Origin of the sequence: Peristeroidobacter soli (assembly GCF_004138485.1) — a bacterium.
Taxonomy (GTDB): domain Bacteria; phylum Pseudomonadota; class Gammaproteobacteria; order Steroidobacterales; family Steroidobacteraceae; genus Steroidobacter; species Steroidobacter soli.
The window spans coordinates 1,677,401-1,692,835 of record NZ_ML142848.1 but is presented as its reverse complement, the minus strand read 5'-3'; the positions used below and the strand labels follow the sequence as shown (position 1 = coordinate 1,692,835).

The window sequence follows — 15,435 nt, the reverse complement described above, 5'->3', positions numbered from 1 at the left end:
TGTTTGTTTTTAAAAGTGAGGCGCCGTAACTCATGTTTTCGTGTGAGTTTTGTTGGAATGCCCGTTGTGAGAAGGGCCTGCGCTGCGGCGAAGAAATGACTGCGTTATGACAAGTCCGAACGCGCCAGAAGAACGCTGGAAGCGAATAGAGGATCTATTCGCCAAAGCGACCAAGCTGCAGCGCGCGGAGCGTGAGTCTTTCATTCGTAAACACGCCATCAATCCCGAGGAAATGCGGGAGCTGCTGGACCTGGTGGCGTTCGCTTTCACTCACCATGGCACCGGACCGATCTCGCGGGCGATCGGTCAGGCGGTGCACAATTCCGCCGACAATCACAATCGGAATCTGATTGGCCGGGTGATCGGCCAGTACATGATCGTTTCCGTGCTGGGCCGCGGCGGCTCGGGCACCGTCTATCTCGGCGAGCGCGCCGACAAACAGTATTCCGCCCAGGTCGCGGTCAAGATCATCGATGAGAGTGCCGCGGCCTCGTTCGGCCTGCGGTTCCGGGCCGAACGCCAGATCCTGGCCAGTCTGAATCATCCCAACATCGCCCGGCTGCTGGATGCCGGCGAGACCGAGAACCGTCAACCGTACCTGGTCATGGAATACATCCACGGCGAGCCCGTGGATCAATACTGCGACCGGCAGCAGCTCGATCTGCGCGCGCGGCTCGAATTGTTTCTTCAGGTCTGCGGCGCCGTGCAGTACGCGCACCAGAACCTGATCGTTCATCGCGACATCAAGCCCGCCAACATCCTGGTGACCGGCGAAGCCGTGCCCAAGCTGCTCGACTTCGGCATCGCCAAACTGCTGGACTCCAGCGACGTCACCAAGCCGTCCGATCTGACGCGCATGAACGATCGCCTGCTCACGCCCGAGTACGCGAGTCCTGAACAGATCCTGGGCAAGCCGGTGACCACCGCCAGCGACGTGTATTCGCTCGGCGTCGTTTTGTATCAATTACTCACTGGCCTGCGTCCGTACACATTGTCCTCGTCGTCGGCGAGTCAGCTCGAACTCGAGCGCGCCATCTGCGTGACCGATCCGATGCGCCCGAGCGCCGCCGTGAGTGCGGCGAAGTCGTCGGTGCCGACCGAAGACGAGCCGTCGATTGCCGCCCTCGCGACCGCTCGCGGCACGACGCCGGACAAGCTGGAGCGCACTCTGATCGGCGACCTCGACGCCATCATCATGCGCGCGCTCCGCAAGGAGTCGCAGGCCCGTTACAGCTCCGTCGAACAGCTGATGGCCGACATCCGGCGTCACCTGTCGAGCGAGCCGGTTCAGGCGCGGCAGGGCAACTGGGTTTACTACACCAATCGGTTCGTGCGCCGGAATCGCCTCGCGGTCGCGGCCAGCGCCAGCTTCGTGATGTTCCTCATCGGCGTCTCGGCGGTGATGTCCTACCAGCGCTCGCAGACGGAAGCCGCGCTGGTCCTGGCCACGCAGGAAAAGGAGCGCGCCGAGAAGGTGTCGGGCTTCATGCGAAACATGTTCGCCGCGGCCGACCCGTTCGTGAACTTCGGGCGCGAGCAAACCGCTCGCGACGTGTTGGATCAGGCCAGCCGTTCCATCGAAACCGATCTGGGCGAGCAGCCCGAAGTGCGTTCGCCGCTGCTGGAAACCATCGGGGTTGCGTACCGCCGTATGGGCTTGCCCGACCGGGCCATCCCGCAGCTGGAAAGCGCCCTGCGTCTGCAGCGACAGCTGCAGCCGGGCAACAACCCCCGCACGGCGTCGTTGTTGATCGAGCTGGCGATTGCCACGCGCGAGGCCGGGCAATTCAAACAGTCCGATCAGCTGTTCACCGAAGCGCAGCAGATGACCCAGCTGTCGGGCGAGACCGATCCGGAAGTCACGGCGACGCTGCTGGTCGAAAACGGCCGGCTCGAAAACCTGCGCAGCAATACGACCCAGGCCTATCAATCCTTCACCAAGGCGCTGCAGTTGATGCGCCAGGCGCGCGGGCCGCGCGATCCTGAAGTCGGCAGCATCCTGAGCGAGATTGCCAACATTCTGGCCTGGTCCGACGACCTGCAGGGCGCGGAAGCGGCGGCTCGCGAAGCGGTCGATATCTATCGCGACGTGGCCGAGCTGTATCCCGATCGCATCAAGGCCGACTATCACCTCGGCGAGATTCTGCTCTATCAAGGCCGCGTCTCTGAAGCCGCGCCCATCTTCGAGCGGACGCTGACGGCGCAGCGCTTGCTCTACAAGTCGAACAGCAAGGTCGCCGATACGCTCGCATCGTTGGCACAGGTCCGCATGGCGCAAGGCGATCCGAAGTCCGCCGAAGGGCTGGTCCGCGAAGCTTTGTCCGCGCACCACGATTCAGGCAGCACCGCTTACGGCAAGATCGGCTACCTGCAAACCATGCTGGGCACGGTGCTGATCAAGCAGTCCAAGTTCGCCGATGCCGAGGAAGTGCTTCGTAGCACGCTGGATCTGTTTGCCAAGAGCCTGCCGCCCGATCACGAGTATGTGGCGTCGGCCGAGCACTATCTGGGCGAGGCGCTGGCCGGCAGCGGCAAGCTGGCGGACGCCGAGGCTGCGTTCACCGCGTCGATGAATCGCTGGAAGCGCACCGATGCGCCCGAATGGCGTTCGGCCCGTTCCGCCAGCGCGCTGGGCGAAGTGCTGCATCGTGAAAAGCGCAACGACGATGCGGAGCGCTATCTCGTGTCGAGCCTGCGTGTCATCTCTTCGTCGTCCGGCGTCGATCGCGACACGATCGAAAAGGCGCGCGAACGGGTCGCGCGCTTCTATACCGACACCAATCAGCGTCGCAAGCTCGACGCGATGGTGCTCGGCGCGCAGCCTGTGTATCAGGGCAACAAGACAGTCCCGACGCAGCAGGCGACGAAGCCGAGCACTTGATACGCGCTCAGTCGTCGGCGCGGATATCGAACAAACCGCGGAATCGCGCCGGCTGAGAGCGCAAATATTGATCGGGCGCTTTCACTCGCGCACCGAAATGAGCCGCGGCATGCCATGGCCAACGTGGGTTGTAGAGCATGGCGCGCGCCAGCGCGATGAAATCCGCGTCGCCGTTGACCAGCACCGATTCGGCGTGTTCGAAATCCGTGATCAAGCCGACCGCGATCACCGGCATCTTCACGGCCGCTTTGACGGCGCGCGCCAGCGGCACTTGATAACCAGGGCCGACCGCGATCTTCTGCGCCGGCGTGAGTCCGCCGCTGGAAACGTGGATGGCCTGGCAGCCGTGCGCCTCCAGTGCCTTGGCGAATTCGACAGTCTGTTCGATGTCCCAGCCCTCCGGTGCCCAGTCCGTTCCCGAGACACGAATGCTGACCGGCTTTTCGGCGGGCACCACGGCCCGGACCGCATCGAACACTTCGAGCGGAAAGCGCATCCGGTTCTCGAGTGAGCCGCCGTATTCGTCATGGCGGCGATTCGAGAGCGGCGATAGAAACTGATGCAGCAGATAACCGTGCGCACCATGCAGCTGGATTGCATCGAGACCGATCCGCACGGCACGGCGTGCCGCTGCAACGAACGCATCGCGCACCTTTTTGAGGCCATCGCGATCCAGCGCGAGCGGCGGATGTTCGCTCTCGTGATAGGCCACTGAAGAGGGCGCTTCGGTTTGCCAGCCGTGCGCGTGATGGGGCGGCAGCTGCGCGCCACCTTTCCAAGGCAAATCGGTGGAAGCCTTGCGGCCGGCGTGCGCGAGCTGAATTGCGATCGGCATGTCCGACCAGCGTCGCACCGATTCGACGACCCGGCGCATCGCGCTTTCGTTCTCGTCGGAAAACAGGCCCACGTCGGCGTAGGAGATCCGGCCTTCGGGCGTGACGGCGGTGGCTTCGATGGTCAGCAGCGCCGCGCCCGACAGCGCCAGCTGGCCGAGATGAATCAGGTGCCAGTCGGTCATGGAGCCGTTGTCGGCTGAATACTGGCACATGGGCGCGATCACGATGCGGTTGGCGAGCGTGAGCGGACCGACCTGGGCCGGCGTGAACAGTTTGGATCGCATCGAGAGTCTCCGTCAGACGAGACGTGGATAATCGCGGCTTCAGCGGTGCGGTCGCAAGTGGACGTGGTGATGGTGGTGATGCGTGCGCCCGTTGGCTTCGGACTCCACCGGGATCACATTGAACTTGCCATGGCGCACGCCCTTCTCGGCGATCAGCGCTTCGGCGAACTGCACCACCTCGTTCGTGTGTCCGCGCAGGATCATGGTCTCGATGCAATTGTCGTGATCCAGATGCGCGTGCATGGTCGAGACCGTCACGTCGTGATGATCGTGCTGGATCTGCGCCAGCCGTCCGGCGAGCTGACGCTCGTGATGGTTGTACACATAACTCAGTGCCGCCACACAGTGGTGCGCGCCGCCGTGATTCACCGTGTCCCGGTCCAGCTCGCTGCGTAACAAATCGCGAAAGGCCTCGGAACGATTCTGGTAACCCTTCTGCTGCATGAACTGATCGAAGGTGTCGGCGAGATCGTCGTCGATGGAAATGGTGAGTCGGCGCATGGGAGCTCTCGTGTCGCGAGGCCGTCAGCATAACTCAAAGGAATGCGCGCATTCCCGGGCGTCATGCAGAGGCAGAAAAATTTGGCGATCTGCAATCGGTGTGAAATATTTCAGATTCATCATACACCCCGCTCGCGCCTCGGACGGTTCGATGCGAATGATTCGATGAGGGGCGTGGCCGGTCGTGAGAAGCCGTTTTTCAAAGCTATTGTGTGTCGCATGTGGCTCGGCGAGCGCGCTGCTCGCCGCTGCCACGGCGATGGCGCACTCGGTCAGCGAACAAGCGCAACAGCGCATGCTGATCGGCGGCTTCTTCGATGCCGCGTGGATCGGCGCCGAGCACATGCTCACTGGCTACGATCATTTGCTGTTTCTGCTCGGCGTGATGCTGTTTCTGACGCGCTTCAGCCAGATCGTCGTCTTCATCACCGCGTTCACCGCGGGTCACACGATCACGCTGTTGTTCGCGACGCTGGCGGGCATCACCGCCAATCCTCATCTGGTCGACGCGGTCATTGCGCTGACCGTGACTTACAAGGCGTTCGAGAATCTCGATTTGTTTCGTCGCTGGTTCGGGCGGCCTGCGCCCAATCTGCTGTTCATGGTGTTCGTGTTCGGCTTGATTCACGGCTTCGGCCTGTCGACCCGCCTGCAGCAGATGACGCTGGCGAAAGATCCGGAGCTGGTGACGAAAATCATCGCATTCAACATCGGCGTCGAGCTCGGGCAGATCGCCGCGTTGGTGTTGATGACCGCGGTCGTCAAGGTCTGGCGCACGAGTTCTGCGTTCCCTGCGATCACGCGCGTCGCCAACGGTGCTTTGATCGCGGCGAGCGCGGTGTTGTTGGCTCTGCAAGTGCATGGCTATGTCACATCCTCGCAGGCAGCTGCTGCGGTGACTGAAGGCGTTGTTTACCCCTCGTGATGGAGACGGTCGTGGCGATCAATAACGGATTGCGATGGGCGGTGGCTTGCGCGCTGGGCTCGCTGTCGCTCGGCGCGGTGGCCGACATGCAGCCCGGTGAGGCGACCATCGACGAAGTGGTTGTGAAGGGTCAGTTGCTTCGTGCCCAAGAGTCGGCTTACAGCGCGACGGTGCTCGATACTTCCATGATTCGCGAGCAGGCGCTGGCGGATGTCGACGATCTGTTTCGGCTCGTACCCGGCATGGTCGTGCGCGATCTGCAGCTCGGCTCGGTGGCCAGCAATATCGTGATTCGCGGCTTCGGCAATGGCGGTCACGGCGGCGATCTCGGCGCGGTGATCGATGGCATTCCGCTCAACGAAGCCATGTCGCACGCCGACGGCTACGTCGATCTGAACACGGTCGTGCCGCTGGAGATCGATTCGTTCACGGTTTTCAAAGGCCCGGTGTCGGCGCTGTACGGCAACTACAATCGCGGCGGCCTGGTCGATATCCAGACGCGCAAGAGCGGCGACTACGCCGAGACGGACCTGTCGCTGGGCTCGTATGGCACGGTGGATCTGCAAGCGGCCTATGGCTCGCAGCTCGGTGACACTCAGCAGGTCAACCTTGCCGGCCAGCTGTTTCGCACTGACGGTTATCGGCCGCAGGGTCACACGGAGCGTGGCACGTTCGCCGGTCGTTGGTCGGCGGAAGTCACGCCGGCGCTGCAGGTCGCGCTGTCGACGCGTTACTTACAGTCGGAGAGCGATTCTGCGTCGTATCTGACACAGACGCAGTTCGAAACCGACCCTCGCGGCATCGATCCGAACACTCAGAACGACGGCGCGGACAAGGAATTCCTGACGGTTCGCGGCGACTTGAACTATGCGATCAATGACGAGCTGAAGCTGCTGACGTTCGCATACACGACTCAGCAGGATTTCACGCGATGGTTCTCGCGGCCCATCAATGCGACGACCTGGCGGCAGCGCGAAGAGACTTACGATCGCAGCGTATACGGCGCCGGCACGAGCTTGAATGGCGTGACGTCGCTGGCGTCGGTCCCGGTGAGTTACATCGCCGGCGTCGAAACCTTCCGCGAGTCCACCGAGTACAAGTTCTTCGACGGCCTGGATCATCGTCGCCGAGTTCTGCCGGCGCAGTCGAATCGCGAGACCGAGCTCAACAGCGTGTCCGCGTTTACTGAAATCAGGGCAACCCTGCACCCGCTCGCGCAGCTGTCGGTCGGTCTGCGCGCGGATCGTTTCACGGGCGGTTGTGAGTTGCGCGGAGCGGAGACGGGCTCCGACCCCTGCGGTGCGCTCAACAAAGCGGATCATGTGAGTCCGAAGCTGGGTTTGAACTCGCAAGTGGCCGACTGGCTGCAACTGCGCGCGAGCTGGTCGGAAGGCTTCGCACTGCCGAACGGGTTTGTGAAATATGCGATCGGCGGCCAGCCGCTGGACGAGAACATCTTCCGGCAGACCGAGATTGGCGCGCACTTCACCGCGGCCGACGTGTTCGAATTCGACGTCGCCGGTTATCGTCTGAAGTCGACTGGCGAAGTGCGCACGGTGTCGCCGGGCGTCTATGAGAACTACGGCGCGACCTTGCGCAAAGGCGTCGAGGCGAGCGCGCGATGGAAACCGGTCGAGAGTTTTGAATTGAGCGCGGTCTATGGCGTTACCGACACTGAGGTGACGCAGAACGCGGATGCCCGTCTGCTGGGATTGTCGGTGGCCGGCGTGCCTGAGAATTCCGGCAGCCTCGAAGCAACCCTCCGGCCGTTCGAGGATTGGAGCTTCAGCGCGTTCTGGCGCTACGTCGGCGAGTACGACGTCGATGCGTTCAATACACTGCAGGCGGAGAACTACGATCTGCTCGATCTCGGCGTTTCATACACGGCCCGCGGCGAGCGTAACTACCGCGTCTATGCCCGGCTCGACAACGTCACCGATGAGAAATACGCCACGTCGGTCTCGGTCATCGGCGGCCAGCTCCTGTTTGCTCCCGGCACGCCGCGCACGGTGCGCGCCGGCATCCAGTTCGATTTCTAAGGAACATTCACATGCGTCAGCTGATTTTCTCCGCCATGCTCGCCTGCTGCGCTTCGGCCGCGATGGCGCACACAGTGTGGCTCGAGCCGGAGGGCAAGAGTGATTTCCAGGTGAAGTTCGGCGGTCACGCCGGCAAGCTCGAGACCTACCGGCCCGAGAAAATCAAACAGATCGAGGCGCTCGACAAGCAAGGCAAGAAGCTCAGTGTCGAGCAGGACGTCACCGCCGATGCCGTGCGCCTGCATGTCGATGGCGCGCCCGCCCTGATCTCCATGCATTTCGACAACGGCATTCACACGAAGCCAGCGACAGGGCCGAGCGTCGAGAAGCCGATGAACGAAGTGCCCGGCGCGACGCGCGCGACTTATGCGGTGAAGTATCACAAGACGGTCGTGGATTGGGCGCCGCTCGTGACCAAGACCCTCGGTCAGCCGTTCGAGGTGGTTCCTCTGTCGGCGCAGCAGCCGGCGGTTGGTCAGCCGTTCCGCGTTCGCGTGCTCCAGGACGGCAAGCCCGCGGCTGGTGTAAAACTCGGTCACGGCGAAGAGGGTACGGCGACGGATCCCGTCACCGATGCCGAGGGTATTGCGGCGTTCGTGCCGAAGCAGGGTTTCAATCGTCTGTGGGCGGGCAAGCGCATTCCGGTCACGGGCAATCCCAAATACACGGAGCTGAGCTATGAATATTCCTTCGGGTTCGACGCGAAGTAGTCGCATGCAACTCATCGCACGATTCGTTTGCCTGCTGGTCCTGCTGCCCGGTCCGGCGGCGGCGCACGGTCTGTTGCTCGATGCGAAGCCTGTGGGCGATGAGATCGAAGGCACCGTGTATTACTCGAACGGCGAGCTGGCCGTCGGCGAGTCTGTCGAACTGCTCGATCTGTCGACTCAGGGCGCCACTGCCGCCGCTGGCGAGACTGACAAGGAGGGCAAGTTCAGCTTCCCGGTCGTGAACGGACATCGCTACCGTGTTTCGGCGTATGCCGCCGAAGGTCATGGCGTGGACGTTGAGATCGACGCCGTCGCCGATGCCAGACCGAAGCTCATCGAGAAGCAAGGCGCGGTTGCCGAAGAGCAGTCGTGGTTGCCGCCGGCCTGGGCCGTCATCGGTTTGTTGTTGCTTGCCTCGCTCGTGCCGGTCGCGATCTCGCGCCGGCGCGCAGCCGCCGGTTCGAATCAATAATCGCGTCGCTCCGCCCGAAGCAGCCCCAAGTAACGGTCGATTCTCGACGCCTGCTCAGAGCAGCGCCAATTACGGTCGATTCTCGACGCCTGCTCGGAGCAGCGCCAAATTACGGTCGATTCAAGGCGACTGCCGGGCGCCCAGCCATTCGCCGTTCTGGAACGACAGATACACCGTGCTCCAGAGCTGAGCCGCGTTCGATTCATCCGCGTGCGTGTTGTGCTGTCCGAACGCCTCGGGTCGATACCGACCGTTCGAGAACGACCACGACCAAAGTTCCGACGAGCGTAGCGCGTTACCGGCATCGATCGCCTTCCACAGTTGCGACCGCGCCGTTTGCAATCGAGTGCGCAGATCCGCCGACAGATCAGTCCGCGCCAGCTGACGACTCAATCCCGCCGCAAACACCGCCTGCTGCCACGACCACACGACCGTGCCGTGATACGCCGTGTTATCGAAGCGTGACTGCGTCTCGCGATCGGCAAACGCAGGGTTCGCGACCAACATGCCGACGGGCGTCAACAGCCCGGCGGGGAACGGCCGCATGAGCGCATCGATCGAACGTTGCAGTTGTGCCGCCGTCGGCTGGGTGAACAGCAGCGCGAAGCCATCGTCGGAATGCATGATGGGGATCGGCTTGCCGCTCGCATCGAGCGACAGCGCATTGAAGGTCAGTGAGGGCTCGCGCAGATTCTCCAGCGCCGTCTTCGCATCCACGCCGACCGCGGTCGCATAAGTCGTAATCTGATCCCGCGCCTGTTTCGCTGGCAAGGTCACAGTAAACATCGGCGGCGCTTTGCGAGACCACACGTCGCGTTGAGCGCTCGCTTTCTGCAACGTGCGACGTTGAGCATCGGTGAGATAGCCATCGAGCAAGCCGCTCTCGAGCAATCGATCGATGGCGTCGAGCGCGGCGGGAACAAACACCGCGTTCACGTCATAGGCGTAACGTCCCCGACCCAGGCCTTCCTCGCTATCGCGCCATTGCCCGGTCATGCGGCCTTCCTTGAGGCCGACCAGATTCGTAGCTGTCGGATCGGCGGCGAATGCAGCCGTGCGTTCGACCACCCACACCAGATTCCGTACCAGAGCGTCGCCTTGTCGCCGGCCGGCGGCATTTTGGTCCGCAAGAAACTTCGGCGCAACCGCCCGGCCTGCGCTCGCCAGCAGCCAATTGGCGGTGACCGGCGCGAGCATGAAATCGTCATCGATCATGCCGTAGTCGTAGATCGGCGTGTCGATGGCGCCGCGCCCTTCCTTGGCGTTGCGGAGCACGGCGAACTCGCCGATGTCTTCTTCGTGCGCGACTTCCCCATTCGGCGCGAGGCGGGTCAGCACGGCGCCGATGCCGCTCTCGATGGCCAGGTTTTGCAGCACCGGTGCGAGCAGCGTGAGTGACATCAGGGTGTCGCGGCCGAAATACGTGTCGAAGCGCCACGAGCCGGCCAGATACTTCTCGCGATAGCTGAGGAACGTGAGCACGTCACGAGCACGTGTGTCGCGAGCGGCGGTCGCGGTCAGCAGCGAAGTATTGTCGATCGGCGTGAGTGGTGTCTCGCCAGTGAGCGCGACGATCTTCAATCGCAGCTTGCCGTTGCCACTGATGGCTTCTTTGGAAACTTGCGCGCCATCGAGCGCTTCGACCGAGAGCCGATACCCAGTGGCGCCGTCCAGTCGCGATCGGGCCCACACGATGCGATTGCCGCTGATAGCAGGCGCGACGGCAATGCCATCCGGCAGCGTGCCGAGTGCTTGATAGTCGCGCAGCACGCGCACTGACGACAGCACGGCTTCGTGAATGTTGAGTGTCGCGGTATCGACTGTGACCTCTGCTTCGAGGCCATGCAGTGGCCGGCCCTTCGCATCTTTCTCTGTCAGCGGCGTGGGAGGCTGCGAGAGTGTCCATTCAACCGGCGGGTCGCTTTTGTTGAACCAGAGGCCCACACCGCTATTGCCGGCAGGAAACGCCACGAGAATGCGTGGATCAGTTCCAGATCGTAGTAACAAGTGCGCGGCGACCGCGCCTTCGCGCACGAAGCTGTTGATGTTGCGCCCTTCGTCGATCTGGAAGTGCAGCGTCGGCGAGGCAGCGGGTGGATTGTGGGTCGTCGCACAACTGGCGAGTGCGATGACACTGATCAGGGTACCCAGGGAGGCAACGATGCGACTCATGCGGCGATCATGCGCCGGCGGGCGACGCGGCGCCAGACAGTGGCAACCACCGGCGCGAGTCGTGAAATTTATTCAAGGAGCCAGCGGCGCAGCAGCTGCGATGTCTGCTCCGGCAGTTCCATTGGCGGCAAATGGCCGCACTCAGGGAACACGTGATACGTCGAGCCCGCGATCTGTCGATGCATGTCCTCGGCATCGCCCGGTGGCGTGAGAACGTCCGAGTCGCCGACCGCAACGAGCGTGGGAATCTTGATCGACGGCAGCAGCGGGCGCGAGTCGGGCCGATTGAGAATGGCGTTCTGCTGACGCAGAAACGCATCGCCCCCGACGCGCCTGGCCATCGCTTGCACTTCCTCGCCGATCGGGCCGTGCACATGCTTGGTGTGTACGAGTTGCGGGAGCATGCGAGTCGTCACGCCGAAGAATCGTCCGTGCTTCAACGACTGAATGCCGGCCATTCGTTGCGTCACTCGTTGTGGAGAGTCGAGCGCGGCGCTGGTGTCCACGAGCGCCAGTCGCGTCACTCGTTCCGGCTGCTGACGCAGGATTTCGAACGCGACATAACCGCCCATCGACAGCGCCGCCAATGCGAAACGCCGAGGCGCGGCGTCGAGAACGCGTCTGGCCATCGCACTCAAGCTGTCGTCGAGCGTGAGGTCCGGGAGAGTGGGCTCGGCAATGTCGCTGAGGTCGCGAGCTTGATCGCGCCACAGGCGCTGATCGCATGACAGGCCGGGCAACAAAAGCAGCGGGAGTCGATCGGTCACGATGAGAATTTCCTTCGCGCGCAGCCTACCGAGCGGCATGGCGAAGTTGCAATCCTCGCGGCGCTACCTGAGAATAGCTCGCATCTGGAACTGCTAGCCACGCTCCTTCCCCAGGAGCCCGCCCGCCGCTCGCGAGTGCGACTCCAGCGGCCCGTTTCAGCGCCCACGCATCGATCCGATCCGGCCAGCACTCGCTCAACATTTTGGTGAGGAGTTCGCATGGCTTGCGTTGGTTCCGTTCGCGCGGGTGTCGCTCTCGTGCTCGCGTTTGCCGCTGTCACATCCGTAGCGGCGCAGGAGAGCGAGGACGCGCAGAAGCTCAAGAAGCTCCGGGTCGAGGCCAGCGAGATCGGCGATGCCACCGAAGGCACGGGCTCTTACGGCGCGTCGAGCGCGAGCATCGGCAAAGGCTCGCAGCGTCTGAAGGACGTCACCAATTCGGTCACCGTCATCACGCGCGAGCGTCTCGAAGATCAGAACCTGCGCACGCTCGATGAGGCGTTGCAGGCGGCCACCGGCATCGTCGTCGAGCAGAACAGCAGCTATGAGCGGGCCTTCTACTCGCGCGGCTTCCAGATCAGCTCGGTGCAATTCGACGGCGTGCCGACCCAGTTCAGTCAGACGGCCAAGGGCTTTGCGATTCAGGGCGACACGGCCATTTACGATCGTGTCGAAGTGCTGCGCGGGCCGGCGGGATTGTTTGCTGGCGCCTCGACGCCAGGCGGCACGGTGAATCTGGTTCGCAAACGTGCCAGCGCCGATTTTGCCGTGCGCGGCTCGCTCAGCGTCGGCTCTTGGGACAACTATCGCGGCGAGATCGACGTCACCGGCGGCTTGAACAGCTCCGGCAGCTTGCGTGGCCGTTTCGTGGCGGCGTATCAGGATCGCGAGTTCTTCTACGACGTGGCCGAAACCAGCAAGCCGGTGGGCTACGGCATCATCGAGTACGACCTGGGCTCGGCGACCACGATCGCGGCCGGCATGAAGTACGAAGAGAACCAGATGACGCCGTTCTACGCCGGCCTGCCGCGCTACGCCGACGGCAGGTCGCTGAACCTGAGCCGTTCGACGTATCTCAATGCCGCCTGGTCCGACACGAATGCCAAGAGCACCACGGTGTTCGCCGATCTGAAACATCGTTTCAACGACGTGTGGGAATTGAAGATCGGCGCGCTGAACGATCGCGAGGACAATCACGATCATTCCGGCTCGGCATTCGGCACCGTCAGCGTGACCACGCTGGCGGGTTCGAGTCTGTCGGCGTTCAATCAGCACCTGATCGGCAATCAGAATTCCGCGGACGCGACGTTGACGGGCGGCTTCGACGCGTTCGGGCGTCGTCACGATGTCATCGTGGGCGCGAACTATTGGAAGCGCACGTACGATCTGGACAGCCAGCTGTTCACCGTGCCGAATCCCGCCATCAATCCGTTCACGTTCGATCCAAATCAGTACGCGGTGTTCCCGACCGTGCCGGCGCGTGCCAAGACGCGTACCGAGGAAACGACGGAGCAGACGGGGATCTTCGGTTCGGTACGTTTCCGATTGACCGATCCGTTGAGCGTGATCGTCGGCGGTCGGTTCAGTGAGTACGAGAACGAGGTCTTCAACAAGGTCACCGGCCTGACGAGTGCGCACGCCAGGGACAGCGATGTGTTCACGCCGTACGGCGCGGTTTCCTATGAGCTGACCAAGAATTGGTCGACGTATGTGAGTTATGCGGAGACGTTCACGTCTCAGGCCAACAGCTACACCGCCGCCGGCGAGCCGCTCGCTCCGGCCGAAGGCCAGAGTTACGAGATGGGCTTGAAGGGCGAGCTGTTCGAAGGACTGGCCAATGTTTCTTTCGCGGCCTACCAGATCGAAGAGGTCAACCGGCGTCAGACCGATCCGAATACCCCCAATCCTTGCCCCGCCTCGCCGGTCGGCGGCGTCTGCTCCATCGCCGAAGGCGAAGTGCGCAGCCGTGGCTTCGACGCCGAGATCAACGGCACGCTGACCGACTCGTGGAACGTGTTCGCCGGCTACACCTACACGACCACCGAATATCTGAGCGACAAGACCGCCACCGGCACACCGAGCGCCAACGAAGGCAAACCGCTCAGCTCGTTCACGCCGAAGCACAGTGTCCGCGTGTGGACCGACTATAAGTTGCCGGGATTGCTGTCGCGCCTCAGTGTCGGTGGCGGCGTCAACGCGCAGACCGAAGCGTACAAGACTTCGGGTGCGATCCGTTTCCAGCAAGGCGGCTATGCGGTCTGGTCGGCGCGCGCGGGTTATCAGCTCAACGACCGCATCGATCTGGCGCTCAACGTAAACAATCTCACGGACAAAACCTACCTGCGCACCATCGGCGGCCTCAGCAACGGCAACTGGTATGGCGAGCCTCGTAACTTCATGTTCACTGTGAAGGCGAGCTTCGAATAAGTAAGATGGCGTCGCGAATCTGGAAACACGGCCTCAATGACTGAGGCCGGCAACAGGGAACCGCCAGGGATCGGGCAATAGTTGCGACTTTCGCGGCGCCGTTCGTGCGCCGCCGACTCAGTAACGAACTGCTCCCGGGCGAGGCGCTGTCGCGCGCGATGGATTCGCATGTCCATCAACTCGCAACTTACGTTAGGGAGAACCATGAAGAAGGCAGCATTGTTTGTCAGCGGTCTGCTGTTGTCGGTGTTGGCAAGTGCACCGGCGATGGCGGAGGTGGTCCGCGTGAAAGTGGTGGCGCGAGTCATCCAGGCGGTCGATATGCAGGGTGCGCTCAACGGCAAGATCGTGCCGGGCTCACGCATGAATGGGACGTATGTTTACAACACGAATACGCCCAATGGGTCGCCGACGCCGGATATCGGCCAATACCATCCCTACGTCAACGAAGCGCGCATGCGTTTCGCGGCGGGCGGCTTCGTGTTCGAGAACGTGCAGCCCACTCAGGAAATCTACATCAGCGTCGGCGCGGAGGGGCCTTCCTCAATGGGCGCCTTCGTAATGTCCAGCTCGGACAACAAGCCGTTGTCGAATGGCACGACGGTCAACGACATCAGGGTGGAATTCTTCGGCTCTGGCAGCGTGACTCAATCGACGGCGCTGCCGACTGTTGCGCCCACGTTGGCCAACTACGGCACGAAAGAAATCACGATCACCGGCCCCGGCCTGTCGTATTTCATCAGCGCCGACATCGAGGCCGCCGAGTTGATCGTCGCGGACGCCGTCGAAATATCGCCGGCCGCGGGCAGCTTCCTGCCCAATCAACACTTCGATGCCGCGTTGACCCTGCCTCGTAACAGCAACGTCGTGAACGTGATCGCGAAGGCGAACGGTGCGCCGTTGCCGATCGGCTATCCAGGTTATTGCTCGCTGGTGCCGCCGCCGAACAGCGCCGGTCGACCCGCGGTGCTGTGCCCGGCCGCCGATGCAGTGCTGCCGCAGGCGGCGGGTGCGCCGATCGAATGGACGGTCGAGCTGTCGAACGGTGCCATCCTCACCGAGACGGTGAATTGGACGCTTCAGCAATAAGTTCGATCACGCGCGCGCCTGTTCCAAGGCGCGCGCGACTCCTCCGGCACGCGATCACTGTGAATACGATTCCGCCTTCACTCGTCGCTACGCCGCTCGCCCGTCGCAGCGAGCAAAGCGGCGAAGTCCCGCCGCTCGAAGTCATTTCACAGATGATTCCTATCGCGCGCCCCGGAACGCCGGAAGATATTGCCGCCGCGTGCTCGTTTCTACGTTCCGACGGGGCAAGTTACATCACCGGCCAGGAGCTCAACGTCAACGGCGGCAGCTGGATGTAACAGCCCATAACAAACATCCAAGAAATATTTGACGGCGGCGAATCCATCGCGCTT

General features: G+C 62.6%; 12 protein-coding genes. 8 read left to right on the top strand and 4 right to left on the bottom strand.

Translation table 11 applies throughout. The features are described 5' to 3' along the window. Positions 1-106 precede the first annotated feature (106 nt). Positions 107-2,881 (top strand): serine/threonine-protein kinase, encoded by a 2,775-nt coding sequence (locus EKO19_RS07060; RefSeq protein WP_129775631.1) that lies wholly within the window; start codon positions 107-109, stop codon positions 2,879-2,881. A 7-nt stretch (positions 2,882-2,888) separates the two neighbouring features. On the opposite strand, the gene EKO19_RS07055 is transcribed toward EKO19_RS07060, so the two are convergent. Together EKO19_RS07055 and nikR are read right to left on the bottom strand one after the other, a co-directional pair. Further along, on the bottom strand, positions 2,889-4,001 hold the full coding sequence (locus tag EKO19_RS07055; RefSeq protein ID WP_129775630.1) for an NADH:flavin oxidoreductase/NADH oxidase: 1,113 nt from the start codon (positions 3,999-4,001) through the stop codon (positions 2,889-2,891). Between the two features lie 39 nt (positions 4,002-4,040). Continuing rightward, positions 4,041-4,502, bottom strand: coding sequence for a nickel-responsive transcriptional regulator NikR (gene nikR / locus EKO19_RS07050; RefSeq protein WP_129775629.1), 462 nt, complete (start codon positions 4,500-4,502; stop codon positions 4,041-4,043). A 184-nt stretch (positions 4,503-4,686) separates the two neighbouring features. Between nikR and EKO19_RS07045 the strand changes: the two genes are divergently transcribed. Genes EKO19_RS07045 through EKO19_RS07030 form a run of 4 tightly spaced genes read left to right on the top strand, consistent with a single transcriptional unit; the run spans position 4,687 to position 8,648 of the window. Continuing rightward, on the top strand, positions 4,687-5,427 hold the full coding sequence (locus EKO19_RS07045) for a HupE/UreJ family protein (RefSeq protein WP_246038839.1): 741 nt from the start codon (positions 4,687-4,689) through the stop codon (positions 5,425-5,427). An 11-nt stretch (positions 5,428-5,438) separates the two neighbouring features. After that, positions 5,439-7,466, top strand: a complete 2,028-nt coding sequence (locus EKO19_RS07040; protein WP_175596976.1) for a TonB-dependent receptor — start codon at positions 5,439-5,441, stop codon at positions 7,464-7,466. Positions 7,467-7,477: 11 nt separating this feature from the next. Further along, a complete protein-coding gene (locus EKO19_RS07035) occupies positions 7,478-8,176 on the top strand; it encodes a DUF4198 domain-containing protein (RefSeq protein WP_129775627.1) in 699 nt (232 codons plus the stop codon). Positions 8,177-8,180: 4 nt separating this feature from the next. Further along, positions 8,181-8,648 carry a carboxypeptidase-like regulatory domain-containing protein gene (locus tag EKO19_RS07030; RefSeq protein WP_129775626.1) on the top strand — a complete coding sequence of 156 codons (468 nt, stop codon included), beginning with the start codon at positions 8,181-8,183 and terminating at the stop codon, positions 8,646-8,648. A gap of 120 nt (positions 8,649-8,768) precedes the next feature. Here EKO19_RS07030 and EKO19_RS07025 read toward each other — a convergent pair whose 3' ends face one another. Then, entirely contained in the window at positions 8,769-10,820 is a 2,052-nt protein-coding gene (locus EKO19_RS07025; protein WP_217705160.1) for a hypothetical protein, read from the bottom strand. Between the two features lie 68 nt (positions 10,821-10,888). Continuing rightward, positions 10,889-11,626: an alpha/beta fold hydrolase gene (locus EKO19_RS07020; protein WP_129775625.1), complete on the bottom strand. Its 738-nt coding sequence runs from the start codon at positions 11,624-11,626 to the stop codon at positions 10,889-10,891. 180 nt (positions 11,627-11,806) lie between these two features. Here EKO19_RS07020 and EKO19_RS07015 point away from each other — a divergent pair, with 180 nt between their 5' ends. From EKO19_RS07015 to EKO19_RS39465, 3 genes are all read left to right on the top strand, one after another. After that, a complete protein-coding gene (locus tag EKO19_RS07015; protein ID WP_129775624.1) occupies positions 11,807-14,014 on the top strand; it encodes a TonB-dependent siderophore receptor in 2,208 nt (735 codons plus the stop codon). A gap of 204 nt (positions 14,015-14,218) precedes the next feature. Beyond that, a complete protein-coding gene (locus EKO19_RS07010) occupies positions 14,219-15,103 on the top strand; it encodes a hypothetical protein (RefSeq protein ID WP_129775623.1) in 885 nt (294 codons plus the stop codon). Then, the gene (locus EKO19_RS39465) at positions 15,037-15,381 is read left to right on the top strand and encodes an SDR family oxidoreductase (RefSeq protein WP_129775622.1); all 345 of its coding nucleotides are present in this window, start codon (positions 15,037-15,039) and stop codon (positions 15,379-15,381) included. Before EKO19_RS07010 ends, EKO19_RS39465 begins: the two co-directional genes overlap by 67 nt. The last annotated feature ends 54 nt before the right edge of the window (positions 15,382-15,435 follow it).